Source organism: Pseudomonas sp. PDM01, from assembly GCF_014852325.1.
Lineage (GTDB): Bacteria > Pseudomonadota > Gammaproteobacteria > Pseudomonadales > Pseudomonadaceae > Aquipseudomonas > Aquipseudomonas migulae.
The window spans coordinates 1-26508 of record NZ_JACVBK010000011.1 but is presented as its reverse complement, the minus strand read 5'-3'; the positions used below and the strand labels follow the sequence as shown (position 1 = coordinate 26508).

23 protein-coding genes are annotated in these 26508 nt (G+C 60.6%); 4 read left to right on the top strand and 19 right to left on the bottom strand.

What is annotated here, in order from left to right; all coding sequences use genetic code 11:
• Positions 1–179 precede the first annotated feature (179 nt).
• Genes sppA through rluC form a run of 3 tightly spaced genes read right to left on the bottom strand, consistent with a single transcriptional unit; the run spans position 180 to position 2806 of the window.
• Positions 180–1169, bottom strand: coding sequence for a signal peptide peptidase SppA (gene sppA / locus IB246_RS24850; protein ID WP_032832571.1), 990 nt, complete (start codon positions 1167–1169; stop codon positions 180–182).
• A 25-nt stretch (positions 1170–1194) separates the two neighbouring features.
• Positions 1195–1857 (bottom strand): HAD-IA family hydrolase, encoded by a 663-nt coding sequence (locus tag IB246_RS24845; protein ID WP_008040896.1) that lies wholly within the window; start codon positions 1855–1857, stop codon positions 1195–1197.
• Complete coding sequence (gene rluC / locus IB246_RS24840) at positions 1844–2806, bottom strand: 23S rRNA pseudouridine(955/2504/2580) synthase RluC (RefSeq protein WP_008031576.1); 963 nt, start codon at positions 2804–2806, stop codon at positions 1844–1846. The genes IB246_RS24845 and rluC overlap by 14 nt, the downstream gene beginning before the upstream one ends.
• Positions 2807–3507: 701 nt before the next feature.
• On the opposite strand from rluC, the gene rne reads away from it, so the two are divergent.
• Positions 3508–6726: a ribonuclease E gene (rne, locus tag IB246_RS24835; RefSeq protein ID WP_008040897.1), complete on the top strand. Its 3219-nt coding sequence runs from the start codon at positions 3508–3510 to the stop codon at positions 6724–6726.
• A gap of 179 nt (positions 6727–6905) precedes the next feature.
• Here rne and IB246_RS24830 read toward each other — a convergent pair whose 3' ends face one another.
• The 12 genes from IB246_RS24830 to IB246_RS24775 all read right to left on the bottom strand — a co-directional run bounded on the left by IB246_RS24830 (position 6906) and on the right by IB246_RS24775 (position 18366).
• A complete protein-coding gene (locus tag IB246_RS24830; RefSeq protein ID WP_008045094.1) occupies positions 6906–7496 on the bottom strand; it encodes an NTP transferase domain-containing protein in 591 nt (196 codons plus the stop codon).
• Positions 7493–8476 carry an XdhC family protein gene (locus IB246_RS24825; protein ID WP_008031568.1) on the bottom strand — a complete coding sequence of 328 codons (984 nt, stop codon included), beginning with the start codon at positions 8474–8476 and terminating at the stop codon, positions 7493–7495. The genes IB246_RS24830 and IB246_RS24825 overlap by 4 nt, the downstream gene beginning before the upstream one ends.
• Positions 8476–10797: a xanthine dehydrogenase family protein molybdopterin-binding subunit gene (locus IB246_RS24820; RefSeq protein ID WP_008045096.1), complete on the bottom strand. Its 2322-nt coding sequence runs from the start codon at positions 10795–10797 to the stop codon at positions 8476–8478. The genes IB246_RS24825 and IB246_RS24820 overlap by 1 nt, the downstream gene beginning before the upstream one ends.
• On the bottom strand, positions 10794–11264 hold the full coding sequence (locus tag IB246_RS24815; RefSeq protein ID WP_008031566.1) for a (2Fe-2S)-binding protein: 471 nt from the start codon (positions 11262–11264) through the stop codon (positions 10794–10796). Before IB246_RS24815 ends, IB246_RS24820 begins: the two co-directional genes overlap by 4 nt.
• A gap of 247 nt (positions 11265–11511) precedes the next feature.
• Complete coding sequence (gene murB, locus IB246_RS24810) at positions 11512–12531, bottom strand: UDP-N-acetylmuramate dehydrogenase (RefSeq protein WP_008045098.1); 1020 nt, start codon at positions 12529–12531, stop codon at positions 11512–11514.
• Positions 12528–12998 carry a low molecular weight protein-tyrosine-phosphatase gene (locus IB246_RS24805; protein ID WP_008045099.1) on the bottom strand — a complete coding sequence of 157 codons (471 nt, stop codon included), beginning with the start codon at positions 12996–12998 and terminating at the stop codon, positions 12528–12530. The genes murB and IB246_RS24805 overlap by 4 nt, the downstream gene beginning before the upstream one ends.
• Entirely contained in the window at positions 12998–13762 is a 765-nt protein-coding gene (gene kdsB / locus IB246_RS24800) for a 3-deoxy-manno-octulosonate cytidylyltransferase (RefSeq protein ID WP_008045101.1), read from the bottom strand. The genes IB246_RS24805 and kdsB overlap by 1 nt, the downstream gene beginning before the upstream one ends.
• Positions 13759–13944 carry a Trm112 family protein gene (locus IB246_RS24795; protein ID WP_007945752.1) on the bottom strand — a complete coding sequence of 62 codons (186 nt, stop codon included), beginning with the start codon at positions 13942–13944 and terminating at the stop codon, positions 13759–13761. Before IB246_RS24795 ends, kdsB begins: the two co-directional genes overlap by 4 nt.
• Before the next feature lie 24 nt (positions 13945–13968).
• Entirely contained in the window at positions 13969–14979 is a 1011-nt protein-coding gene (lpxK, locus tag IB246_RS24790; RefSeq protein ID WP_008045104.1) for a tetraacyldisaccharide 4'-kinase, read from the bottom strand.
• Positions 14979–15410: an ExbD/TolR family protein gene (locus tag IB246_RS24785; protein ID WP_008031559.1), complete on the bottom strand. Its 432-nt coding sequence runs from the start codon at positions 15408–15410 to the stop codon at positions 14979–14981. The genes lpxK and IB246_RS24785 overlap by 1 nt, the downstream gene beginning before the upstream one ends.
• Positions 15407–16045, bottom strand: a complete 639-nt coding sequence (locus IB246_RS24780) for a MotA/TolQ/ExbB proton channel family protein (protein ID WP_008045105.1) — start codon at positions 16043–16045, stop codon at positions 15407–15409. The genes IB246_RS24785 and IB246_RS24780 overlap by 4 nt, the downstream gene beginning before the upstream one ends.
• A 98-nt stretch (positions 16046–16143) precedes the next feature.
• A complete protein-coding gene (locus IB246_RS24775; protein WP_008045106.1) occupies positions 16144–18366 on the bottom strand; it encodes a DNA internalization-related competence protein ComEC/Rec2 in 2223 nt (740 codons plus the stop codon).
• A 135-nt stretch (positions 18367–18501) separates the two neighbouring features.
• Between IB246_RS24775 and IB246_RS24770 the strand changes: the two genes are divergently transcribed.
• Entirely contained in the window at positions 18502–19020 is a 519-nt protein-coding gene (locus IB246_RS24770) for a DUF2062 domain-containing protein (RefSeq protein ID WP_008045107.1), read from the top strand.
• Between the two features lie 951 nt (positions 19021–19971).
• Here IB246_RS24770 and IB246_RS24765 read toward each other — a convergent pair.
• The 4 genes from IB246_RS24765 to IB246_RS24750 form a co-directional block, all read right to left on the bottom strand.
• A complete protein-coding gene (locus tag IB246_RS24765; RefSeq protein WP_008032943.1) occupies positions 19972–20751 on the bottom strand; it encodes an ABC transporter permease in 780 nt (259 codons plus the stop codon).
• Positions 20748–21680, bottom strand: a complete 933-nt coding sequence (locus IB246_RS24760; RefSeq protein ID WP_008032944.1) for an ABC transporter ATP-binding protein — start codon at positions 21678–21680, stop codon at positions 20748–20750. Before IB246_RS24760 ends, IB246_RS24765 begins: the two co-directional genes overlap by 4 nt.
• 133 nt (positions 21681–21813) lie before the next feature.
• A complete protein-coding gene (locus IB246_RS24755) occupies positions 21814–22437 on the bottom strand; it encodes a glutathione S-transferase family protein (protein WP_008045165.1) in 624 nt (207 codons plus the stop codon).
• Positions 22438–22480: 43 nt separating this feature from the next.
• Entirely contained in the window at positions 22481–23140 is a 660-nt protein-coding gene (locus IB246_RS24750) for a transglutaminase-like domain-containing protein (RefSeq protein ID WP_008045164.1), read from the bottom strand.
• Between the two features lie 249 nt (positions 23141–23389).
• Between IB246_RS24750 and IB246_RS24745 the strand changes: the two genes are divergently transcribed.
• Together IB246_RS24745 and IB246_RS24740 are read left to right on the top strand one after the other, a co-directional pair.
• A complete protein-coding gene (locus IB246_RS24745; protein ID WP_008045163.1) occupies positions 23390–25837 on the top strand; it encodes an acyl-CoA dehydrogenase in 2448 nt (815 codons plus the stop codon).
• 74 nt (positions 25838–25911) lie between these two features.
• Positions 25912–26319, top strand: coding sequence for a PA2817 family protein (locus IB246_RS24740; protein WP_008032949.1), 408 nt, complete (start codon positions 25912–25914; stop codon positions 26317–26319).
• The last annotated feature ends 189 nt before the right edge of the window (positions 26320–26508 follow it).

The following is a 26508-nucleotide window of genomic DNA, read 5'->3' as shown; positions in this document are numbered from 1 at the left end:
AGCCCTTCACTGATCTTGAGGACGCCATCGCCGGCAAGCCGGCTCCTACAAGGGAACGCCCCAATCTGCACCACAACAAAATCCTGTAGGAGCCGCCCGCAGCAAGCCGGCTCCTACAGGATGTGGGCGCCAACAAAAAAACCGGCCACTTGGGCCGGTTTTTTTATGTAGCCGGAAGATCAGCGCAGCGACGGACCCTGGAAGCCCATCCACATCGCCAACTGCTCAGCCACGCTGGCGCCCAGTTTCTTCGAGAAGCGATCGAACGGCGATTCCTGAACGGTGAAGTCCACCAGCTCTTTCTCGCCAATCACATCACGCGCCACCGAACTGGCATTTCCAAGACCATCGATCAACCCCAGCGGCAGCGCCTGCTCACCGGACCAGACCAACCCGGAGAACAACTCCGGATGCTCTTTGTCCTTGAGCCGGTCGCCACGACCCGTCTTGACGCTGTTGATGAACTGCTGGTGCGTCGTATCGAGCACGCCCTGCCAGAACCGAGTCTCCTCAGGCTTCTGCGGCTGGAACGGATCGAGGAACGACTTGTGCTCGCCCGACGTATAAGTCCGACGCTCGACACCCAACTTCTCCATGGTGCCGACAAACCCGTAACCGGCCGCCGTCACGCCAATGGAACCCACCAGGCTCGCCTTGTCGGCGTAAATCTGATCCGCCGCACTGGCGATGTAATAAGCACCGGAAGCCCCCAGATCGGAGATTACCGCGTAAACCTTGGTGTCCGGGTTCAAGCCGCGCAACCGGCGAATCTCGTCATACACGTAGCCGGACTGCACCGGACTGCCGCCCGGACTGTTGATGCGCAGGATGACGCCTTTGACCTTCTTATCTTCGAAGGCGGCACGCAGGCTGCCGACGATGTTGTCAGCGCTGGCGGGCTCCTTGTCGGCGATCATGCCCGTCACTTCGATCAGCGCAGTGTAATTGGCGCTGCGAGTGGCGGCTTTTTCCATGTCCATCAGCGGCGTGAACAGAATCAACGCGCCAAACAGGTACACAAAGGTCAGCAACTTGAAGAAAATCCCCCAGCGACGCGACCGACGCTGCTCCTGCACGCTGGCGAGCAGGGTCTTTTCCAGCAGCTTCCAGCTTTTTTCGTCACCGCTCTCTGCGCTCGGCTTGGCGGGCGCTTTCCATTCGTCGGTCATGGCCATCTACCCCGGCAAAAACTAATTAAGCCCGCTGACTCAGCCAGGCATGCAATTCTGAAAAACGGTCAATAGCCAGCGCCGGCTCGAACAACTTCAGCGCTTCAATCGATTGCGCGCCGTAGCTGACCGCCACCGAATCCATGCCGGCGTTGCGCGCCATCTGCAGGTCGAATGACGAATCGCCGACCATCAACGCTTGCTCCGGGCGAACTTCGCAATGGGCGAGGATCTGCTCAAGCATCAGTGGATGGGGTTTGCTGGCGGTTTCGTCGGCGGCACGGGTGATATCGAAATAATCTTCCCAGCCGTGCGCCTTCAGCACCCGATCCAGTCCGCGACGCGCCTTGCCGGTAGCAACGGCTAAATGATAACCCTCGGCGCGGAACGCCTCCATCGACTCGACAACCCCTTCGAACAACGGCGAAGGCACGGCTTCAGAGGCGATATAGTGGTCCGCATAATGCTCGCGAAACGCCACCAGTTCGGTATCGCTGATCTCGGGGTACAACGTGCGAATCGCCTCCGGCAGGCCCAGACCGATGATGCCTTTGACAGCAAAGTCATCGCGCAACTGAAAACCGGAACGCTCGGACGCTACGTGCATTGCTTCGACAATCCGACCAATGGAATCAGCCAGCGTGCCGTCCCAATCGAAAATCAGCAGTTTGTAATCAGAGGGGTGCACTCAGGCGCTCCACAGTCTTGGCCCACATCTCGTCGACAGGCGCCTGCAACTTCAGTTCGCCGCCATCCGGCAGCGGCACGGTCAGCATGTACGCATGCAGGAACAGGCGTTTGCCGCCCAGATCGCGGATTTCCTTGCTGAAATCGTCATCGCCGTACTTGGTGTCGCCGGCAATGCAATGCCCGGCGTGCAAGGTGTGAACACGGATCTGGTGAGTCCGGCCAGTGATTGGCTTGGCCTCGATCAGGGTGGCAAAGTCGCCGAATCGACGCAGGACCTTGAACACGGTCACCGATTCCTTGCCCTCCTCCTCGTCGACCTCGACCATCCGCTCGCCGGAACGCAGATTGCTCTTGCCCAGCGACGCACGGACCTGCTTGATCGATGCCGCCCAGTTGCCGCGAACCAGCGCCATGTAGCGCTTGTCCACGCCATCACCGCGCAAGGCCGTGTGCAAGTGACGCAGCATGCTGCGTTTCTTGGCGATCATCAGCAGGCCGGAAGTGTCACGGTCCAGGCGGTGAACCAGCTCGAGCTCCTTGCAATCCGGACGCAACTGACGAAAGGCTTCGATCACGCCGTAAGTCAGGCCGCTGCCGCCGTGAACCGCAATGCCGCAAGGCTTGTTGATCACGATCAGCGCTTTGTCTTCATAGACAATCGAGGCTTCGAGCCGCTGCAGCAGGCCCTGGGCCAGCGGCACGGGCTCGTCGCGTTCAGGCACGCGAACCGGCGGCACGCGCACGATATCGCCCGCCTGCAGCTTGTATTCGGGCTTGATCCGGCCTTTGTTCACTCGCACTTCGCCTTTACGCAAAATGCGGTAAATCAAGGTCTTGGGCACGCCTTTGAGCCGAGCGAGAAGGAAGTTATCAATACGTTGGCCGGCATATTCCGGCGAGACCTCAAGCAGTTGTACGCCTGGGGTCGAGGGGGCAGTAGTCGTCATGGCGCGGATGATATCAATTTTTTATGGAATTGAAGCACTTAATCATTACTGCTATAGTCGCGAACGCCGCCAAAAGCGGCCTGGACAGCGGACAAACGGTCAAAAACCGGCCCTGACCAATGCAATTCACCAGGACGCGAGGCCGTCCTACGGCGCTTTCGCTACGTAACGGTGGAGTTTGCAGGTGTAACGAGCGCAGGTGACATGAGGCCTGAATCACGCCGCAAAGCAGAGTTTTCACTCGCTACGCGAGCCCATATTCACGGCCAGTTCACAAAGTGCAGTCAGCTGCGAATGACCCCGAGCGAACGCTTCGGAAACAACGCCTAAATTAGCCATGATGCGTGACCTCCCCTTTCGGAGCTCACGGTAAATGCCAACCCGCTGCGGATTCTGCGCGCGGCAGCACCCGAATTATCAGGGATACGTGTAGGGTGGAGATGCACAACCGCTGGACTGTGTAGCAATAGGCTTTATCAAGACGCTTCATCTCGTCCACAGCCGCCGGTTGATTCCTCCTCCTGACTGAGTGCTTAAGTAGCCACAGCAAGCAGGACGCGTACGTCGCGACGAAGGCCCACATTGGCCGGACTTCGCTAGACACGGGAATGGCCAACCACTCCCGACGCACCTGACACCGACCATGAGAAGTCGTGTGTGCCGAACGCCGTTTCCGGCAGCCCGGAAACCGACGGTACTACATGAAAAGAATGCTGATTAACGCAACTCAACCCGAAGAGTTGCGTGTTGCACTGGTAGATGGCCAACGCCTCTACGACCTGGACATCGAATCCGGTGCACGCGAGCAGAAGAAGGCCAACATCTATAAAGGCCGGATTACTCGCATCGAACCAAGCCTTGAGGCTGCCTTTGTCGATTTCGGCTCCGAGCGCCACGGCTTCCTGCCCCTCAAAGAAATCTCCCGCGAATACTTCAAGAAAGCCCCTGAAGGCCGCGTCAACATCAAAGACGTCCTGAGCGAAGGCCAGGAAGTCATCGTTCAGGTCGAAAAAGAAGAACGTGGCAACAAGGGCGCAGCCCTGACCACCTTCATCAGCCTGGCCGGTCGTTACCTGGTTCTGATGCCGAACAACCCGCGTGCCGGCGGTATCTCCCGTCGCATCGAAGGTGAAGAGCGCAACGAACTGCGTGAAGCCCTGAACGGTCTGGTTGCACCGGCCGACATGGGTCTGATCGTGCGCACTGCCGGCCTGGGCCGCAGCAGCGAAGAAATGCAGTGGGACCTCGATTACCTGCTGCAACTCTGGACCGCCATCAAAGAAGCCTCGCTGGATCGCTCCGCGCCATTCCTGATCTACCAGGAAAGCAACGTGATCATCCGCGCCATCCGCGATTACCTGCGCCAGGACATCGGCGAAGTGCTGATCGACAGCGTTGAAGCCCAGGACGAAGCCCTGACCTTCATCCGTCAGGTGATGCCGCAGTACGCCAGCAAGATCAAGCTGTACGAAGACAGCGTTCCGCTGTTCAACCGTTTCCAGATCGAAAGCCAGATCGAGACCGCTTTCCAGCGCGTCGTCGAGCTGCCTTCCGGTGGTTCCATCGTTATCGATCCGACCGAAGCCCTGGTGTCCATCGACATCAACTCGGCGCGCGCCACCAAAGGCAGCGACATCGAAGAAACCGCCCTGCAGACCAACCTTGAAGCCGCCGAAGAAATCGCCCGTCAGTTGCGCCTGCGCGACATCGGCGGCCTGATCGTCATCGACTTCATCGACATGACCCCTGCCAAGAACCAGCGCGCCGTGGAAGAGAAAGTCCGCGAATGCCTGGAAGCCGACCGCGCTCGCGTGCAGGTTGGCCGCATCTCGCGCTTCGGCCTGCTGGAAATGTCCCGTCAGCGCCTGCGTCCATCGCTCGGCGAAAGCAGCGGCATCGTTTGCCCGCGTTGCAACGGCACCGGCATCATCCGTGATGTTGAATCGCTGTCGCTGGCGATCCTGCGCCTGATCGAAGAAGAAGCCCTGAAAGACCGCACCGCCGAAGTTCGCGCACAAGTGCCAATTCCGGTCGCAGCCTTCCTGCTTAACGAAAAACGCAACTCGATCACCAAGATAGAACTGCGCACCCGTGCCCGCATCGTCATTCTGCCGAACGATCACCTCGAAACGCCGCACTTCGAAGTTCAGCGCCTGCGTGATGACAGCCCGGAAGCCAGCATCAACCAGTCCAGCTACGAAATCGCTGCTGCCGCTGCCGAAGTCGAAGAAGTCCAGCCAGCCGCTGCGACCCGCACCCTGGTTCGCCAGGAAGCCGCGGTCAAGACTGCGCCGGCCCGCGCCAACGCTCCGGTTCCGACCGAAGTCATCGCCGCACCGGTTGCTGCACCGGCCGCCGCGCCAGAGCCAAGCCTGTTCAAAGGCCTGGTGAAGTCGCTGGTCAGCCTGTTCGCTACCAAAGAAGAGCCTGCTGCTCCGGTTGTGGTTGAAAAACCAGCGACCACTGAGCGTCCGGCCCGTAACGAAGAGCGTCGCAACGGTCGTCAGCAGAGCCGCAACCGTAACGGTCGCCGCGATGAAGAACGCAAGCCTCGCGAGGAACGTGCACCGCGTGAAGAACGCGCACCACGTGAGCCACGCGAAGCCCGTGAAGAAACCCCGGCAGTCGCTCGCGAAGAACGCGCTCCACGTGAAGAGCGCGCACCACGCGCCCCTCGCGAAGAACGTGCACCGCGCGCGCCTCGTGAAGATCGCAAGCCACGTGGCGAGCGTGAAGAACGCGTTCGTGAACTGCGTGAACCGCTGGACGCCGCCGCTCCGGCTGCTGCTGCCGCTACCGCTACTGCTGAAGAGCGTCCAGCTCGTCAGCCACGCGAAGAGCGTGCGCCACGTCCACCGCGTGAAGAGCGTCAACCACGCGCCGAGCAAGCCGCTGCCGCCGTTGCTGAAGAAGAGCTGACCGGCAACGAAGAGCAACTGCAGGAAGACGGTCAGGAAGGCGCCGAAGGCGATCGTCCACGCCGCCGCTCCCGTGGCCAGCGTCGTCGCAGCAACCGTCGCGAGCGTCAACGCGATGCCAACGGCAACGTGATCGAAGGTTCGGAAGAATCCGAGTCCGCCGAAGGTAACGAAGGCGCCGAAGCACCAAGCGCTGCCGATCTGGCCGCTGGCCTGGCTGTTACCGCAGCCGTTGCCAGCACCGTGATCAGCGCTCCGGCCGAAGCACAGGCCAACGAGCAAGCCGAACGCGCCACTGCCGCCACACTGGAAACTGCTCCAGTCGAAGCGCCAGTCGTTGAAGCGACCACGCCTGTAGAAGTAACTGCCGCTCCAGAAGTCGAAGTGGCTCCGGTTCGTGAAGCACAGCCTGAAGTCGAAGCTGCCGCCGAGCCTGCCGTTGTTGCTGAAACGCCTGCCGTGGTTGCGGAGCCGGTTGTTGAAACCGTCGCTGAAACCGTGACCGAAACCGTTCGTGAAGTTCGCGAAGAGCAAACCGCTTTCAACTGGGTTGCCGAGCCGGTAGCGGTCGAAACGCCAGCACCAGTCGCTGAAGTTGCGGTTGTCGAGCCTGTTGTTGTGGCTGCCGAACCAGAAGTGGCTCCGGTTGTTGAAGCCCCTGTTGTCGCCGAAGTGGCTGCACCAGTGGTTGAAGCTGCCCCGGCCAGCGCCCTGACACCAAGTGGCCGCGCACCTAACGACCCGCGTGAAGTGCGTCGTCGCAAGCGTGAAGAAGAGCGCCTGCAGAAGGAAGCCGAACTGGCTGCCGCTGCTGCTCCGGTCGCTGTCGAAGTGGCACCGGTTGTTGCTGAAGTCGTCGAGGCTGCTCCTGCCCCGGCTGCTGAAGTGGCTGCCGAACCAGCTGACTCCGTGATCGACGAAGCTCCACGCTCCGTTCAGGAAGCGGTAGAGCAACACGAGCAAGCCCAGGAAAAAGAGCACGAGCCTAAACCTCTCGTCTGATTCCATCGGCTACTAAAAAGCCCCGCCTGGTAACCCAGGCGGGGCTTTTTTATGCCGGCTATTTATCAGGTAGATCGCGTTATCGTTCTTCGCGGGCAAGCCTCGCTCCTACAGTGATCGGCGGAAAATCTGTAGGAGCGTGCGGTGCGGCGATCCGACTTGCCCGCGAAAGCGGTGTATCAGGCGAAAACCAACGCCTCAGGCACATCCACATCCCACAACACCCCGGCATCCTCCACCGCCACCTCAACCACCCGAGCCGACGCAAACAACGGCTTGGCCCCGCGATCCCCCGACAACGCCATCAACCCCGGTCCAAACGTTCGCCCGAAACCAACCGGATGGCCATATTCGCCATTCATCACCGGAACACTGATCCCGTCATCAGCAATCCCCGCCAACACCTGTTCAACCGTCGACGGCAGAATGAACGGCATATCCCCCAACACAATCAACCAGCCACCGAGCTGCGGGCACGCCGCCACCCCAGCCGCAATGCTGTCGCCCATGCCGGAGGATTCCACCAGCACAATCTCGAAACCATACGCCTGAGCCATACGAGCCACTTGCGGGCGATCTTCGGTCGTCACCAGCACGCGTTTCGCCAGCGTGGCCGGCAAACTCACCAGCACCTGCTCGATCACCGAACGAACGCCGCCATCGCGCCCCGTACAGTCCGCCAGCAACTTGTCCCTGTCGGCACCCGCCACCTGTCGAAACCGAGTGCCCTGCCCCGCCGCCAACACGATGACGCCGATTGGCCCGCTCATGCCTCCTCCTGCAACGGCTTCTTCTGTTTCAGCTCGACGCCGTTCTTGATCGCGACAATTTCCGCCAGCAGCGACAAGGCGATTTCCGCCGGGGAATGGCTGCCGATGTGCAGACCGATCGGGCCGTGCAAGCGCTCGATGGCCTCTTGGGACAAGCCTAGCTGAGCGAGGTTTTCCCGGCGCTTCAGGCTGTTGACCCGCGAACCCAGCGCACCGACGTAAAACGCCCTGGAATCGAGCGCCGTCAGCAACGCCATGTCATCCAGGCGCGGATCGTGAGTCAGCGCGACGATGGCCGTGCGTTCGTCGGTCTGGATGTTCAGCACCGCTTCGTCCGGCATACCGGATACGAAGCGCCCGTGCTGTTCTTCCCAGCCGTAGACGAACTCGGTGCGTGGATCGCAGATCAGCACTTCGAAATCCAGCAGCCGCGCCATCTCGGCAACATAACGGGACAATTGCCCCGCGCCGATCAGCAACAACCGCCAACGCGGACCGTAAATCGCGCGTAGCGTGGTGCCGTCAAAACTCAGCGCGTCGTTCTTGGTCGCCGGCTGCAACGTCACTTCACCGCTCGCGATATCCAGCGAGCGCGCCGTGATTTCATGGGCCTCGCAACTCGCCAGCAACCCGGCAACCCAAGCCGGGTCGCCGACTCGCTCCTCGGTCAGGCGCAACGTGCCGCCGCACGGCAAACCAAACCGTGCGGCCTCCTCGCGAGTAACGCCATAAGTGATCAACTGCACCGGCGGCCCGTCAGCCGGAATCCGGCCATCGTGCAGCCGGGCGATCAAGTCATCCTCGACACAACCACCGGACACCGAACCGATCACCACCCCGTCTTCGCGCAAGGCCAACATCGCGCCAGGTGCCCGGGGCGCGGTGCCCCAGGTCTGGACCACGCTGTACAACACCACTCGCTGACCGGCGCGGCGCCATTCCAGCACGCTGCGCAGGACATTCAGATCCACGCTGTCCATCAAGCCTCGGCCTTCTGCCAACCTTGCAATTGATAACGAACCGGCAAGTTGCGGATGCGTTTGCCGGTGGCGGCGAAAATCGCATTGCACAGCGCCGGCGCAATCGGCGGCACGCCAGGTTCACCGACACCGCCCAACGGCACCACGCCCGGCGGCGTGACCAGATGCACGGCAACTTCCTTCGGCGCCAGGGACATGCGCGCCACTTCGTACATATGGAAGTTGTCTTGCTGGACCTTGCCGTCCTTGAAACTGATCTCGCCCAGCACCGCGTTGCCCAGCCCCATCACACAAGCGCCTTCGAACTGCGAGCGAATTCGCTCGGGGTTGATCTGCGGGCCGCAATCCACCGCTATATCGGCCTTGTGCACGATCAACGTGCCGTCATCTTTGACTTCAACCTCGATCACCGCCGCCACGTAAGTGACGAAGCTGTAATGCACTGCCAGTCCCAGGCCTCTGCCCTTCGGCAACTCTCGCCCCCAACCCGCGGCTTTCGCGGCGGTTTCAAGGACGGTGCGCATGCGCCCGGTGTCGATCGGATAGCGTTCGGGCGACTCGCCGTAGTTCCACTCTTCACTCAACGTACGCGGATCGATCTGACGGTCCGGACCGAGCAATTTGATCTGGTACTTGAGCGGATCCTGTTTGGCCTTGTGTGCCAACTCATCGACAAAGCACTGGATCGCGAAGCCGTGAGGAATGTTCGACACCGAGCGATACCAGCCGACCCGCGTATGAATCGCCGCTTCCGGGTTCTCCAGGCGCACGTTGGGGATCGCGTAAGCCATGTTGGTGAAGCCCATGCCCAGCTCGAAAGCGGCCTCATGGTTCATGCCCGGCGCGAACAGCGCGGTGATACTCGGCGCTACCGTGCGGTGCAACCAACCCGACGGCAGGCCGTCCTTGTTCAGGCTGGCCTTCAAGTATTCAGCCGAGACGGTGTGGAAATACGAACAGTGGATGTCGTCTTCACGAGTCCATTGCACCCGCACCGCCTTACCGGGGAATTCCTTGGCGAGGATCGCCGCTTCGATGATGAAGTCCGGCTTGGACTTGCGGCCGAAACCGCCGCCGAGCAGGGTGACGTGGAAGGTGACGTTATCGAACGGAATGCCCAGGCGTTCGCCGATTCGTTCACGGGTGACCTGCGGCGCCTGGCTTGGCGCCCAGGCTTCGCACACGCCATCCTTGAAACGGGCGATGGCGACCATCGGCTCCATCGGCGCTTGCGTCAGGTGCGGCAGATAGTAAGAGGCTTCGAGGGTGCTGTCGGCGCCGCTCATGGCCTGGTCGATGTTGCCGGTATTGCGCACCACTTTGCCGGGCTTGAGCGACGCCGCTTCAATTTCCTTGCGGTAGGCGATCGAGTCGTAACTGGCGTTGGGGCCGTCGTCCCATTCGATTTTCAGTGCATCGCGGCCCTTGATCGCCGCCCACGTATTGCTGGCCACCACCGCCACGCCGCCCAACGGCTGAAATTCCGAGGGCAGCGGACGGCCTTCGATCTGGATGACTTTGACCACCCCGGGGACTTTCAGCGCCGCGCTGTCATCCACGGATTTGACCTTGCCGCCATACACCGCCGGACGTGCAATAGCGGCGTAAAGCATGCCGTCGATATGCACGTCGGCACCGTAGATCGCGCGACCGTTGACGATGTCAGCACCGTCGATGGCCTTGGTGCCTTCCTTGCCGATGTAGCGGAATTCTGACGGATCCTTGAGCCGCAGGCTGTCACGCGCCGGCACCGCCAGCGCACCGGCAGCGACGGCGAGCGCGCCGTAACCCAGTTCACGACCGCTCGGTTTATGGATGACTTTGTGCAATTGCGCGTGGCACTCGCCGACCGGGACTTTCCACTGTTCGGCGGCCGCCTGTTCGAGCATGGTCCGCGCGGCTGCACCGCAGCGGCGCATCGGCTCGTACCAGTGGCGCATGCTGCGCGAACCGTCGGTGTCCTGGTTGCCGAAGCGCACTTCATCGCCCGGCGCCTGCTGCACTTTCACCAGCGCCCAGTCGGCTTCAAGTTCATCGGCCACGACCATGGTCAGGCTGGTGCGTACGCCCTGGCCCATTTCTGAACGGTTGCAAACCACGGTCACGGTGCCATCCGCAGCGATGCTGACGTACACCTTCGGATCATCGATCCAGCCGTTGGGCATGCCGTCGGCGCCGAATTTCTTTTCCTTCTCGGCTGCGAACGCGTCCTGCCAGCCCCAACTCGCGGCGACCACCAGCGCACTGGTGGCACCGACGCCTTTGAGGAAACCGCGACGACTGAGGTTACTCAGGGCGAAATCATTCGGGAACTGGCTCATGCCTTGGCTTCCTTCAGGTGAGTGGATGCCTGGCGGATAGCGGTCTTGATGCGGTTGTAGGTGCCGCAACGGCAAATATTGCCGACCATCGCCTCTTCGATCTGTTCGTCGCTCGGGTTCGGGTTGGTCTTGAGCAGTGCGGTGGCGGACATGATCTGCCCGCCCTGGCAGTAACCGCACTGGGCGACGGCGGTGTCGAGCCAGGCTTGCTGCACGATTTGCCCGACCGGGTCGGCGTGCAGGTTGTCGATGGTGCTGACGTTCTGACCGACTACCGAGCCGATCGGCGTGATGCAACTGCGCGCCGGGGCGCCTTCGATGTGAATGGTGCAGGCGCCGCACAGGCCCATGCCGCAGCCGAACTTGGTGCCGTTGTAACCGGCCACGTCGCGGATGGCCCAGAGCAGCGGCATGTCCTCGGTGACATCGAGTTGATGGTCTTGACCATTGAGTTTCAGGGTAATCATGGGCACGCCCGCATAGTGGTATGGGTTATGGGGTCGAGCAATCTGCCGCTGGGGGATTAGCGGTTGGCATCACGCAGATCGACTCAGGCTAATGAGGCTCTCTTATGCGGACGGAGATGTCTGCATCGGGCCCTTGGTGGAGCAAATGCTTGCATCGTTAGGGGGCTAAGTTAACCCAGCATTAACAAAAAAGCCCTGCACAATCGAAGATGTGCAGGGCTTTGAGATCAGCCTTGAAAGCGTAGCCTCAATACTGATTGGGCTCCATTTCCAGGTCGACATGGAAACGATCTGAAATGTCTTTTTGGATGCGCTGTGCCAGGTTCAGCAACTGCAGACCGGTCGCGGCCCCGTAGTTGACCAGCACCAGCGCCTGCAATTTATGCACGCCCGCGTCGGCCTCGCGAAAACCTTTCCACCCTGCCCGCTCGATCAGCCAGCCCGCAGCCAGTTTCATCTGCCCGTCGGGTTGCGCGTAAGCCACCAGGTCCGGGTATTCGCCTTTGAGCCGAGCGACCAGTGCAGCCGGTACCAAGGGATTTTTGAAGAAGCTGCCGGCGTTACCAAGCACCGCCGGGTCCGGAAGCTTTTCGTTGCGGATGCTGCAAATCGCCTGGCTAACGTCGGTGGCGGTCGGGTGATCGATGCCTTGCTCGGTCAGACGCTGACGCACCGGGCCGTACTCCAGATGCAAGTGCTCGGCACGGTCCAGGGCGAAACGAACCCGCAGGATCAACCAGCGCCCCGGTTCCTGTTTGAACAGGCTGTCGCGGTAAGCGAAGTTGCATTCGGCCAGCGTGAAGTCGCGCAGCTCGCCAGTCTGGCGGTCCAGCGCGGTCAGGCCGGCGAACACGTCCTTGATCTCCACGCCATAGGCGCCAATGTTCTGCATCGGTGCCGCGCCGACGGTGCCGGGGATCAGGCTGAGGTTTTCCAGACCCGACAAACCCTGCGCCAGGGTGTGTTGCACGAACGGATGCCAAGGCTCGCCGGCCTCGGCTTCGATCACGACCTTGTTGCCGTCGTCGCTCAAAATGCGAATCCCGCGGGTGGCCATGCGCAGCACCAGCGACTGGATGTCGGCGGTCAGCAGCAGGTTGCTGCCACCACCGATCACCAGCAACGGCACGTCATGCTCCACCGCATAGGCCAGCGCCTCGCGTACGTCGGCATCGCTGTGAGCCTCGGCAAACAAGCGCGCCTGAACGTCCACGCCAAAGCTGTTGTAAGGCTTGAGCGAAACCTGTGGCTGAACCTGCAAACTCATAACCGGCCCTTCAATTCGATCACCAGTCGATCACAGGCGCTTTCGATCAAGTCGAGCACCTGCTCAAAGCCCTGGTTGCCATCGTAGTAAGGGTCCGGCACTTCATCGACTGGCGACTGGTAGCGGCGCAGAAACAGGTCCAATTCGGCCTTGGGCTTGCCCTTGGCAGGTTGCAGCGCCATGAGGTCGCTCAGGTTGCTGTTGTCCATCGCCAGGATCAGGTCGTACGTGGAAAAATCGGCGCGGGTCACTTGCTGGGCGCGCTGCATCGACAGGTCGTAACCGCGCAGCTTGGCCGCGGCCTGGCTACGTTTGTCCGGAGCCTTGCCGACATGCCAGCCACCGGTGCCAGCGGAGGCGACTTCGACTTGATCGGCCAGCCCCGCTTCACGCAATTTGTGCCGCAGCACACCTTCGGCCGTGGGTGAACGGCAGATGTTGCCCAGGCAAACGAACAAAACCCGCATCAGGCCTCCAGCAGGCGACGAACGCGCTCGAGGTCTTCAGCCGTATCGACGCCGGTGGGCGGTGCGATCAGCGCGTCGGCGACGTGAATCCGCACGCCGTGCCACAGCGCACGCAGCTGTTCCAGGGATTCGGTGTTTTCCAGCCAGCACGGGCCCCAGCTGACGAAGTCATGCAGGAAACCGGCGCGGTAGGCGTAGATGCCAATGTGGCGGCGATACGGCACGCCTTCCGGCAACACGTCTCGACTTTTCGCGAACGCGTCCCGAGCCCATGGCAACGTCGCACGACTGAACGTCAGTGCCAGGCCATTGAGGTCGCTGACCACCTTGACCACGTTGGGGTTGAACAGGGTTTCGACATCTTCGATCGGCTCGGCCAGCGTGGCCATGCGCGCTTCGGTGTGGGCCGCGAGGTTGGCCGCGACCTGATCGATCACGCTTGGCGGGATCAGCGGTTCGTCACCCTGCACGTTGACCACGATCGCGTCGGACGCCAGACCGAGTTTTGCGGCGACTTCGGCCAAACGATCCGTGCCGGAATTGTGGTCTTCTCGGGTCAGCACCACGTCGGCACCAAACGCGATGCACGCCTCGACAATGCGCGCATCGTCAGTGGCAACTACCACACGCTCGGCGCTGCTTTTGCACGCTTGTTCCCAGACGTGCTGGATCATCGGCTTGCCGGCGATCAGCAACAGCGGTTTGCCCGGCAGGCGGGTCGAGGCGTAACGCGATGGAATGACAACGGTAAAGGCTGTGGTCATTTATCCAGACGCTCGTCGGTGGTCAGCGTGCGAGCTTCGGTTTCGAGCATCACCGGGATGCCGTCGCGAATCGGGTACGCCAGGCCGGCGCCCTTGCTGATCAGCTCGGTTTTGTCGGCGCTGAGCTTGAGCGGGCCTTTGCAGACCGGGCAAGCGAGGATGTCGAGCAATTTGGTGTCCATGAGCATTCCCTGGATAAAAACGGTTTAAGGCAAAAGTCGAGCCGGCAACAGGCGCATCAACTGCGTATCGAACCAGGCCACGAAGGCCGGCGATGGCGCAGCATCGACCGCCAGGTACCACCAATCGGCAGCGGCGAAGGCACGGCACTTCACCGCGTCCTTTTCGGTCATCACCAACGGCAATGACGGTGTGAAATTCAAGGCCTGCACGCTGTACTCGGCGTGGTCGGCAAATGCATGCGGGACTGGCTGCCAGTGTAGCGTTTCGAGGGTCGTGAAGAAACGCTGCGGATTGCCGATCCCGGCCACGGCGTGCAGTGCCTGGCCTGCTGGGAAGTGGTCGAGGGGACGGCGTTCGCCGCTGTGCAGGTTGACCAGTTCCGTGGGTTGCAGCTGGAAGGCAAAACCGTTGTCGCGATCATCAGTGGCGCCGTTGAACAGCACCGCGTCAACGCTTTGCAGGCGTTCGACCGGTTCGCGCAACGGTCCCGCAGGCAGGCAGCGCTGGTTGCCCAGGCCTCGGGCGGCGTCAATCAACACCAGCTCAAGGTCGCGGGCCAAACGGTAATGTTGCATGCCGTCGTCGGAGAGAATCAGGTCCAGAGGTTCGCTCGCCAGCAGCGCTTTGACCGCACTGCTGCGGTCCGGGTCGATCATCAACGGAACGCCGGTACGCTGGACGATCAGCAGCGGTTCGTCGCCGGCGATGTCGGCGCTTTGATCGGCCTCGACGCGCCACGGCAGTTGCGGCGGTTTGGCGCCATAACCACGGCTGACCACGCCGACCCGCAAACCGCTGCGCTGACAATGCTGGATCATCCACAGAATCAGCGGCGTCTTGCCGGTGCCGCCCACCGTGATGTTGCCGACGACGATCAGCGGCACCGGTGGCTGATAAATCTCGCCCTCACCCGCCAGAAAGCGTTTGCGCTTGTTCATCACCACGCGCCGGTACAGCCACTCCAGCGGCTGCAACAGCTTCAGGGCCGGATGACCCTGGTACCACGCGGCGAGCAAGCGATCGGACATGGCCATCAGGGCGCGGGCTGCGCCGCCTCGACAGTGGTCATGCGCAGGTGACTGAAGCCGAGTTTGCCGGCGGCGTCCATGGCAGTGATGACCGATTGATGCTGGGTCTTGCCATCCGCACTGATCGACAGCGGCAGGTTGGTGTCACCGTTGGATTCTTTTTGCAACGCGTCCATGAGCGCGGTCAGATCGTTCTTCTGCAAGACCTGATTGTTCACCGAGAACACACCTTCGGCGCTGATGGCCACGTCCAGGTGTTTGACCTGTTGGTCTTCGGCAGGCGAACCGCTGACCGCTTCGGGCAGATCGACGCGCAACTGGGTTTCACGGGTGAAGGTAGTGGTCACGACGAAAAACAGCAGCAGGATAAACACCACGTCGATCAGCGACGCGAGGTTGATGTCGACCGTTTCCCGCGGTTTGCGGCGGAATTTCACGCTTTTTTGCCCTCGGTCAGGTCCACGTCACGATCACCCTGTACCACCTCGACCAGCTTGATCGCTTCCTGCTCCATGCCCACCACCAGCTCATCGATGCGGCGTTGCAGGAAACGGTGGAAAAATACCGCAGGGATACCGACCATCAGACCAGCAGCCGTGGTGATCAAGGCCTTCGAAATACCACCGGCCAACACGGCGGCATTGGTGCCCATGCCCGTCCCCATGAACGCGCTGAAAATATCGATCATGCCCAGCACGGTGCCGAGCAAACCCAGCAACGGCGCCATGGCGGCGATGGTGCCCAGCGCATTGATGTAGCGCTCGAGCTCATGAATCACCCGCGCGGCGGCTTCTTCGATGCACTCTTTCATGATCTCGCGACCATGTCTGGAGTTGGCCAGGCCTGCCGCCAGAATCTCGCCCAATGGCGAATTGGCGCGCAATTCCTTGAGTTTTTCTTTATTGAGTTGCTTGTCCTTGATCCACACCCAGACCTGCCCGAGCAAGTGCTCCGGGGTCACACGACTGGCGCGAAGGGTCCAGAGACGCTCGGCGACGATCGCCATGGCCGCGATGGAACTCAGAATGATCGGCAGCATCATCCAGCCGCCGGATTTGACCAATTCCCACACAGTGACAGTCCCCTCGAAAAAGTGCGCCACTCTAACATAGGGGGTCGATGCACCGAAGACCGTGATGTCGCATCCGGTCGGGCTTTCATAACTCGCGGTTATTGCGTGGAACGCCAGAAACGCCGTTCTTGACGCATCGTCCACGGGGGATGGAAGCGTCCTAGGTGCAGACGGATGGCGCCCTGCTCGGCGCTGTCATGGATTTCCATACCGCGTTTTTTATAACGGGCCATGACCGTGGGGTGCGGGTGACCGAACGAATTGCCGTTGCCGCGAGAGATCAGCACCGCTTTGGGTTGCAACGCAGTGAGCAACGCCATCGACGACGAGCTGCGGCTACCGTGGTGCGGCGCCTGCAACCAATCGGTGGGCACTGCGAGCGGGCTGTCGAGCAGGGCACGCTCGGCGGCGCTGTCGATGTCTCCGGTCAGCAATAATCGCTCGCCATTGGCTTCGATTTGCAGCACGCAGGATTTTTGATTGCGGTCCGTGGCCGAAGGCCATTGCCAGAGCTGAAACCTCACGCCGTCCCAGGTCCATTGCTGGCCACTCTCGCAGGCATCGGCGTGCAATTCGGCAGGCAGCGCCAAGGGATCACCGCTGAGCACCAGCTTTATCGGCAAACCATTGGCAACCGCTCGCGCACCACCAGCGTGATCGGCGTCGGCATGGCTGATCAACATCAGGTCGAGTTCGTTCACGCCGAGTTTGCGCAACGCTGGCAGGACCACTCGCTCGCCTAGATCGAAGTCGCCGAAGCGTGGTCCGGTGTCATACAACAGCGTGTGTTGGCGAGTTCGCACCAGAATCGCCAACCCCTGGCCGACATCCAGTTGCCAGACTTCGGCGATGCCCTCGGGCAAAAGTGGCCGTGGTGGAAAAACCAGCAACAGCAACAACGGCCAACCCAACGGGCGCAGCGGTACACCACGAGGCATTAACAGAAGAAACGCGCCGAGCATGCCCAGTGCCCATATCCACAATGGAATCGCCACGGGCACCCACGCTGGCAATTGACCGGCCATCAACCCAAGGCCCTTGAACAGCCAGTCGATCAGCCCACCCGCCAACCACAACAAGCCCTCGCCCACATACGGCAGCGGCATCAACAGGGTTCCCATCAAGGCCGGTGGCAATACCAGCAAACTGATCCAGGGCACCGCCAGCAGATTGGCGACCGGCCCGCTGAGACTGATCGGCAATCCCAACACCAACAGCAATGGGCCCAGGCCGATTGCGATCAGCCATTGGGCACGGGTCCAGGTTTGCCACCATCGCCACGGCCCCAAGCGACCGCCGAAGGTGAAGATCAACACCGCCACTGCGGCGAAGGACAGCCAGAAACCCGGTTGCAGGCTCGCCAGCGGGTCCAGCAACAAAACAGCGTTGAGCGCCAGCAACAGCGGCCACCAGGCGCCGAGGTGACGAAATCGCAGGCGCCACAACAGCACCAGGCCGATCATCACGCAGGCCCGCCGCACCGGTACTTCGAACCCAGCCAGCAGTCCGTAACCAAGGGCGGCGGCGAATGCCAGTGCGCAGGCCCATGGCAGCCACGGCAAGCGGTGCGGCCACACCCCATAACGAGCGAGTCCGGCAATCAGCAGGTAAACCACCCCCGCCAGCAAACCGATGTGCTGTCCGGAAATCACCAGCAAATGCACGGTGCCGGTGTCTTGCAACACCTGCCAATCCTCACGACTCAGCCCGGCGCCATCCCCCAGCACCAGCGCAATCAACGCCCCGGTTCGCCCCTGGGCATCCACGGTTTGCAAACGCTGGCGGATGCTGTCGCGCCAGGCCCATCGGGCTTCCCTGAGCCGCTCGCCGTCCTTGATCGTTCCGGTAGCGCCGATGCGTTGTGCCAGCAGCCAGGCGTCGTAATCGAAGGCATGAGGATTGAGCAGCCCGGCAGGACGCTTCAGCTTCACCGCGAGCCGCCAGCGTTCACCACTGTTGACCGGCGCTCCGTCATACCAGGCCAGGCGCATCCGTCGCGGCACCTCGGCCTGTCGCGACCGGACGTCTGTCAGTTCGAAGCGCACAACCCCGTCATTGTTCTGCGGCAAACCGGTCACCCGCCCTTCGACCCAACGGGTTTCGCCATCGAGATGCGCTGGCAAACGATCATCCAGCGCCCACTGCGCATTTGCGCCGGCCCAACTGATGCCGAACAGAAAAAACGCCAATGGGTACGTGCGAAATGGCAGCGCCATCAAACCCGTTACGGGCAACACCAGCCATAACCAGACCGGCGGTAATACCGGCAAAAAACGCAGGGCCAGCAGACCCAACGCCAGCGCCATCATCCCTGTGCGCATACGCCCGTCCTTGAGAGTCCCCTCCTAGGCATAGCCGGCTCGCGGCACGTGCATCGTTATTAATTGTCACAAAGTCTGAATGGGCGGCTCATAGAATCCAGACATACTTGCCGCCTTAACCGACCGAGAAGCCCTATGCCCCGGCGCTTATTCAAACGTTACATGCCAGACCCGATCAGCATCAGGGAACACAAATCCTTACGCTTTCTCGGCACGCTGTTGCATGACCCGAACCTCTGGCATCTCAACCGTCACTCGGTCGCACGGGCGATGGCGGTGGGTTTGTTTGCGGCGTTCCTGCCGATTCCGTTGCAGATGCTGGTGGCGGCGGTTCTGGCCATTGTCGTACGCGGCAATATGCCGATTGCGGTCAGTCTGGTCTGGCTGACTAATCCGATCACCATGCCTGCGGTGTTTTTTTGTACGTATCAGACTGGTGCGTGGCTGATGGATGTCCCGGCTCGTCATCTGCCGGATGAATTGACCTGGGAATGGATCAGCGGGGAGCTGTCTACGCTGTGGCAGCCGTTTTTGCTGGGGTCGGTTGTGGTGGGGCTGGTGTTGGGGGCCTTCGCTTATTGCCTGGTGATGATGTATTGGCGGTGGTGGGTGAGTCGGCAGTGGGCTCGGCGCAAGAAGAAGCGGATGTTGTGAATGTGGTAGCTGGGCGGGATTTGATCTGGGGGCATATCCATTTCTGCGGTGACGGCGGCTATTGGTTTCGCCCTTACGGCGAGTCACTTGGAAGAGCCCCAAGTAACCAAGGGCTCTTGCCCCTTTCGTTCGGTGCCTCGCTAAGGCTCGCCATACCCTCGCTCCGGTCCTGCTCCGTGGGCCCGCCGCGATCGGCCATCCTTGGCCGTGCGCGGCTAACCCGGCATCCATGCCGGGTTGCCCACTACGCAGAACCTCCACTCGGCCTCTCGAGGGGGCGCTCAGATCAAAAGCGGAAGGCGAGCTAACGCTCGGCCTGATGAGTGGTGAAAATCAAAAGCAAACGCGATTCCCTGTAGGAGCGAGGCTTGCCCGCGAAAAACGTCCGGACAACGCGTTCATTCAGACAGCACGCGTTATCGTTGACCTCCATCGCTGGCAAGCCAGCTCCTACAATTTTGAATCGTGTGAACCCAATCCCGTGTAGGAGCCGGCTTGCTGCGGGCGGCGTTCCGACGATAGCGGTGGGTCAGTCGACACACCTAACACCTGAAAGGACGCCATCGCCAGCAAGCCGGCTCCTACAGGGGGTTTGTGTACAAATCCGGAATGAGTGAGCGCATCAGAGAAGGATAACGCGGACAGCTAAAGAGCCAGGTCGGCTTTCAGGCCGCCTCGGCGGCTGTGGCGGTGGTCGCCCCCTCGAGAGGCCGAGCGCAGGTTCTGCGCAGTGGGCAACCCGGCATGGATGCCGGGTTAGCCGCCCCCGGCCAGGGATGGCCGATGGCGGCGGGCCCACGGAGCAGGACCGGAGCGAGGGCATGGCGAGCATTAGCGAGCCACCGAACGAAAGGGGCAAGAGCCCTTTGGTTACTTTGGGGCTTTTCCAAAGTGACTCGCCGTAAGGGCGAAACCAATATCAGCCACTACCGAAGCAACGGATATGTAAGCTTAAGTACGCATCCCCCGCCCACTAACCAACAACCGCGCACACCCGATATACAACACCACCGTCGCCACCAGCATGAACGTAATCGCCACACTGATCCTGATGTCCGAAACACCCAAAATCCCGTACCGAAACGCATTGACCATATGCAAAACAGGGTTCGCCAACGACACCGTCTGCCAAAACGGCGGCAACAACGAGATCGAGTAAAATACCCCACCCAGATAAGTCAGCGGCGTCAGCACAAACGTCGGAATGATCGAGATGTCATCAAAGTTGCGCGCAAACACCGCGTTGATGAAACCCAGCAACGAGAAGATCGTCGCCGTCAGCACCACCACCAGAATGGTCACGCCCAGGTGATGCACCTGCAACTTGGTAAAGAACAGCGACAGCAACGTCACAATGAGCCCGACCATCAACCCGCGCAGCACGCCGCCCAGGGTGTAGCCGATCAGAATCGTGTGCGGCGACACCGGCGACACCATCAGTTCCTCGATGGAACGCTGGAACTTGCTGCCGAAGAAACTCGACACCACGTTGCCGTAGGAGTTGGTGATCACCGACATCATGATCAGCCCCGGCACGATGTACTCCATATAGGTGAAACCACCCATGTCACCGATTTGCCGGCCGATCAGATTGCCGAAGATCACGAAGTACAAAACCATGGTGATCGCCGGCGGCAGCAGCGTCTGCGGCCAGATCCGGGTGAAGCGTTTGACCTCGCGATAAACGATGGTATTGAGCGCGACGAGATTGGGCTGCAGCTCGGAACTCATACCGCCACCTTCGACAGATTTTTCTCCACCAGGGACACGAACAACTCCTCAAGGCGATTGGTTTTGTTACGCAGGCTCAGCACTTCGATGTTCTGCTGCGCCAGTTGAGTGAACAGCGCGGTGATGCCCATGGACTTGTCGACCTGGACTTCAAGGGTATGGCCGTCAAGCAAACGGGTCGGGTAACCCAGCAACTGCGGTGCAACGCTCAGCATGTTTTTCGTGTCGAGCAGGAAGGTTTCCACATGCAGCTGGCCAAGCAGCTGTTTCATGCTGGTGTTCTCGACAATCGTGCCGTGGTCGATGATGCCGATGTTGCGGCACAACTGCTCAGCCTCTTCCAGATAGTGCGTGGTGAGGATGATGGTGATGCCTTTCTGGTTCAGCTCGGTGAGGAACGTCCACATCGAACGACGCAGCTCGATATCGACCCCCGCCGTCGGTTCGTCGAGGATCAGCAGACGCGGTTCGTGAACCAGCGCGCGGGCGATCATCAAGCGACGCTTCATGCCACCGGACAGCGAGCGCGACGGTACATCGCGCTTGTCCCACAAACCGAGTTGGGTCAGGTATTGCTCGGCGCGTTCCTTGGCGATTTTCGGCGGGATGCCGTAATAACCGGCCTGGGTCACGACGATGTCGAAGGTTTTTTCGAACTGGTTGAAGTTGAATTCCTGGGGCACCACGCCGATGGAGCGCTTGAGCTGCGCAGGATTCTTGTCCAGGTCGTTGCCGAAGATATTCACTGTGCCGCTGGTTTTGTTCACCAGGGTCGAGAGAATGCCGATGGTCGTGGATTTGCCGGCGCCGTTAGGGCCGAGCAAGGCGAAAAAGTCACCTTCGGCGACGTCCAGATCGATACCACTCAGGGCCTGGAAACCGTTGCCGTAGGTTTTGGTTAGCTGCCGGATGGACAGAGCGGAACTCATATCGGATTTACGCACCAAGAAGGGAAGAAAGGGATCAATAAGGGCGGGCGGCGAGCATTGCAACCCCGGCGCATGAGCGCAATGGTGCTTGTCGCCGCCACACAAGTACAGTCAAGTGTGTCGATAGTGAGTATTAAGTCAACGCGGTCATAACGGCTTTCTTGTACGCCGCACGCTGCTTCAGCCGTGCATACCAGGCTTCCAGATGTGGCTGCGGCGCACGCTCGACCGGCATCTCGAACCAGGCATAAATGAAGCTGCCGAGGGGAATGTCGCCCATGCCGATTTCATCGCCGGACAAGTACGGTTTGGCCGCCAATGCCTGATCGGCCATTGCCAGCAAGCCATTGCACTCTTTGATTGCGGCATTGATGGCGGGCCAGTCCTGCTGGTCCGCCGGTGTGCGCAAGACGCCCCAGAACACGGTGCGGAATGGCCCGGCAAAACTTGAAGTGGTCCAGTCCATCCATTTGTCGGCAGTGGCGCGGGCTTTCAGGTCCGAGGGATACCAGGCGGTGTCGTTGGCGTGGCGAGCCATCAGGTAACGCACGATGGCATTGGATTCCCACAGCACGAAGCCGTCGTCTTCAATCACCGGAACGCGACCGTTGGGATTCATCGCACGATACTCGGGCGTATCGACCACACCAAAGGCGCCGCCTGCATCGATGGCTTCATAGGCCAGGCCCAGTTCTTCGGCGGCCCACAAAGGTTTTCTGACATTCGACGAATTTTTCCGACCCCAGATCTTCAGCATGACCGCCTCTTGATTGATGAATGCGCAGGCAGCATACGCCGGATCAGCCGCGACTCAAATCGCTCTGCATGTCCCCCAACAGCGACGGCAACTGTTCGCTGAACAAGTGCGGATAGCACTTTTCCAGGTGTTCGAAAAAGAACGCCTCCGGCACATCGGTGAACTGACCGTGATCGATCAAGTACTCCATCAGTTGCTCGCCGTCACGATTGAACGGGTGGAAAACGCTGTCGTTGATCCCGTCGAATTCCAGCGGCGCAACGTTGAACATTTCGCAGAGTTTCTGGTTGAACGCCGGCGTGGCTTTGACCCAGCGATCGTTCAGGTACAGCTCTGTATAACCATGCATGGCGAACACGTCACTCTTGAGCAATTCCAGCAAACGCGGGGTCGACAAGTGATTGCGCACATCCGCCAGGCCGATCCGCGCGGGAATCCCGCAATGCCGCGCCGCACCGGCGAGCAGCGTGGCCTTGGGCACGCAATAACTCTCACCGGTCGCCAGCGCATAACTGCCGCGCAAGGTCTCTGGATCGCGGCTGAACGTGTAAGGGTTGTAACGCACGGCCTCGCGCACCGCGTAATAGAGATTGATCGCCTGCTCGAGCGGGTCGCGGTTACTGCCGCGATGTTTTTCGGCGAACTCCACCACCGACGGGTGGTCACTATCGATGAAGCGGCCGGGACGCAGATACTCGTGCATGAGGACAATCTCCTGGGGAAGCCACGAGTCTAGCGACAGGTTCAGCACAGAGATAACGACGTTTCGGCCAAACATGGACGCTTTGCCGCCCGCCCGGCGAACGATTTACCCGGCCCGATGCCAACCGGTCCTACAAAACTCATCGAAGGTTTCCCACGATTTCAATCACCTTGCTCTGACCACCCTGTTTTGCGGATGCCGTCTAAGCTCTGAAGGTTGGTTTTGCCCTGGTTTCACGGAGGATTAAATATGCTGCTGTTGTGGATACTGGTTCTGGTTGTCGGGATTGCGTATTTAGCCCACCGCCGTATCGCCCCCCTACCCGCCCTGTGCATCGTTGCCGTTTATGTGGTGGCGATGGGGGCCTTCAGTCGTGCGCCTGGCTGGCTGCTGCTGGTGCTCTGGGTATTGATCGCAGCGGTGGCGGCGCCCTTGTTGCTACCCGACCTGCGCCGCAAATACTTCAGCGCGCCGCTGTTCAACTGGTTCCAGAAAACCCTGCCGCCGATGTCGGAAACCGAACGCGACGCCATCGACGCCGGCACGGTGTGGTGGGACGGCGAACTGTTCAGCGGCCGTCCGGACTGGGACAAACTGCTGTCCTATCCCAAAGCTCAACTGACCGAAGAGGAACAAGCCTTCATCGATGGCCCGACCGATGAGCTGTGCGCGATGGTCACGGACTGGCAGATCGGCCAGGACATGGACCTGCCGGCCGAAGCCTGGACCCACATCAAGGAAAACGGTTTCTTCGCCCTGATCATTCCCAAGGAATACGGCGGCAAGGGTTTTTCTGCCTACGCCCATTCCCAGGTGGCCATGAAACTGGCGACCCGCAGCGGCGACCTCGCCTCCACTGTGATGGTCCCCAACTCCCTCGGCCCGGCTGAATTGTTGCTGCATTACGGCACCGACGAACAACGCAACCATTACCTGCCACGACTGGCGCGCGGTGATGACATCCCGTGCTTCGCCTTGACCGGACCACTGGCCGGCTCCGATGCCGGCTCGATGCCCGACACCGGGGTCATCTGCAAAGGTGAATGGGAAGGCAAGGAAACCCTCGGCCTGCGCCTGAACTGGGAAAAGCGCTACATCACCCTCGGCCCGGTCGCCACCCTCCTCGGCCTGGCCTTCAAGGCGTATGACCCGGATCACTTGCTGGGTGATGAAGTGGATCTGGGCATCAGCCTCGCGCTGGTCCCTACCGACACCGCCGGTGTCGAGATCGGCCGTCGTCATCTGCCATTGGGCGCCGCCTTCATGAACGGCCCGAACTCCGGCAAGGACGTGTTCATTCCGCTGGACTTCCTCATCGGCGGCCAGGACATGCTCGGCAAAGGCTGGATGATGCTGATGAACTGCCTGTCGGTCGGGCGCTCGATTTCGTTGCCTGCGGTCGGCACCGGCGCGGCGAAGTTCACCAGCCTGGTAACCGGTCAATACGCGCAGATTCGTGAACAGTTCAACGTACCGTTGTCGGCGTTTGAAGGTATTCAGGAAGCCATGGCGCGCATCGGCGGCAACGCCTGGATGATGGACGCGGCGCGGATGCTCACCGCCAACGCGGTGGACCTCGGCGAGAAACCGTCGGTGCTGTCGGCGATTCTCAAGTACCACCTTACCGAACGTGGTCGCGAGTGCATCAGCCACGCCATGGATGTGCATGGCGGCAAGGCGATCATCATGGGGCCGAACAATTACCTCGGGCGCAACTGGAATGGCGCGCCGATCTTCATCACCGTCGAAGGCGCGAACATTCTCTCGCGCAACTTGATGATCTTCGGCCAGGGAGCGATTCGCTGCCATCCATTCGTCCTGAAAGAAATGGCCCTCGCCGGGCGTGAAGACAAGGATCAGGCCCTCACCGAATTCGATGGCCTGCTGCTCAAGCACATCGGTTTTGCCGTGAGCAACGCTGCCAGCACACTGGTGCTGAACCTTGGTTTCGGTCAATTCGAACATGCACCGGGAGACAAGCTCAGCCAGGGGTATTTCCGTGCGCTCAACCGTCAGGCGGCTGCGTTCGCCCTGCTCGCGGACTTGAGCATGATGTTGCTGGGCGGTGAACTGAAACGTCGCGAACGTCTGTCGGCACGCCTGGGGGATGTGCTCAGCAACCTGTACCTGGCCTCCGCCGCGCTCAAGCGTTACCACGACCTCGACTCACCGGAACACATGGCGCCGCTGTTTACCTGGGCCATGGAAGAAAGCCTTGGTCAGTCGGAACGCGCGCTGGATGAATTGCTGACCAACTTCCCGAACAAGGTTTTGGGCTGCCTGTTGCGGGTGATTGTGTTCCCGCTCGGTCGCCGTCACAAAGGACCGTCGGACAAACTCGGTGCAGAAGTCGCCGCGGTGATTGGCCGGGCCAAGGGCGATCCAACCCTGGAAGAACTGCTCGGCGGATGCTTCCGTCCGCAGTCGGCCGATGACGCCGTTGGCGCCCTGCAACACGCGTGTGACCTGTTGAACGCGGTGCAGCCGGTGCAGAAAAAACTCCACATGGCGCTCAAAAGCGGTCAGGTCAAACCGATTGCCGGGGAAAACGTTATCGAAGCCGCGCTGGAAGCTGGTGTGTTGCAGCCAGTGGAAGCGCACAACCTGCGCAATGCCGAAGTGGCGCGGCGCAAGGTGATCGATGTCGATGATTTCGACAAAGAAGAGCTGAAGCTGGCCGAAGGAAAGGTCCGCTGATCCTGCTTGCGATGTAAAAAAGGGCGCAGGAGCTTTATACTCCCGCGCCCGTTTTGCTCTTGAGGACTTATCTCGTGTCCAACATCGTTGCCGATCATCTCGTTTTGCTCGACCACCTGCGCAGTATCCTGGTCGCCGTGGGTGAGGCCGATCAGGTTCCCGAAGAAAGCCATGCCTTGTTCCTGGAGCGCTTCGACGAACTGCGTGCGTTGCTGCCGGTCGACCCGATTGAAAGCCAATACCTGGGCCAGGACATCCTGTGCCAGGTGATCACCCGTTACCCGCAAATTGCTCACCTGGTCCCGCGTGACCTGTTGTGGTATTTCGCCGGTGACTGCCTGCACTACATGCCCGATGATGAAATCGACTTGTATCAGGCGCTGGAAGAACGTCGCTTCGAAGCTGAACAGAACGACGAACCGTTCGACTGGAATCAGGAAAAGCAGTTGCTGGCGATGTCGAACGACGACAGCAAGCACTGATCCCCGGTCAGAAATGCAAAAGGCCCGCATGGTTGAACATGCGGGCCTTTTTTTGTGGCATTTGTCCCGTCCTGAATAAGGTTTACACCTTCTGATCTATTTTCAGGAGGACGTAATGGAATCAGCAAAAAGGCGTAGTCAGCGAGACTACACGCTGACCTTTAAATTGTCGGTCGTCGACCAAGTCGA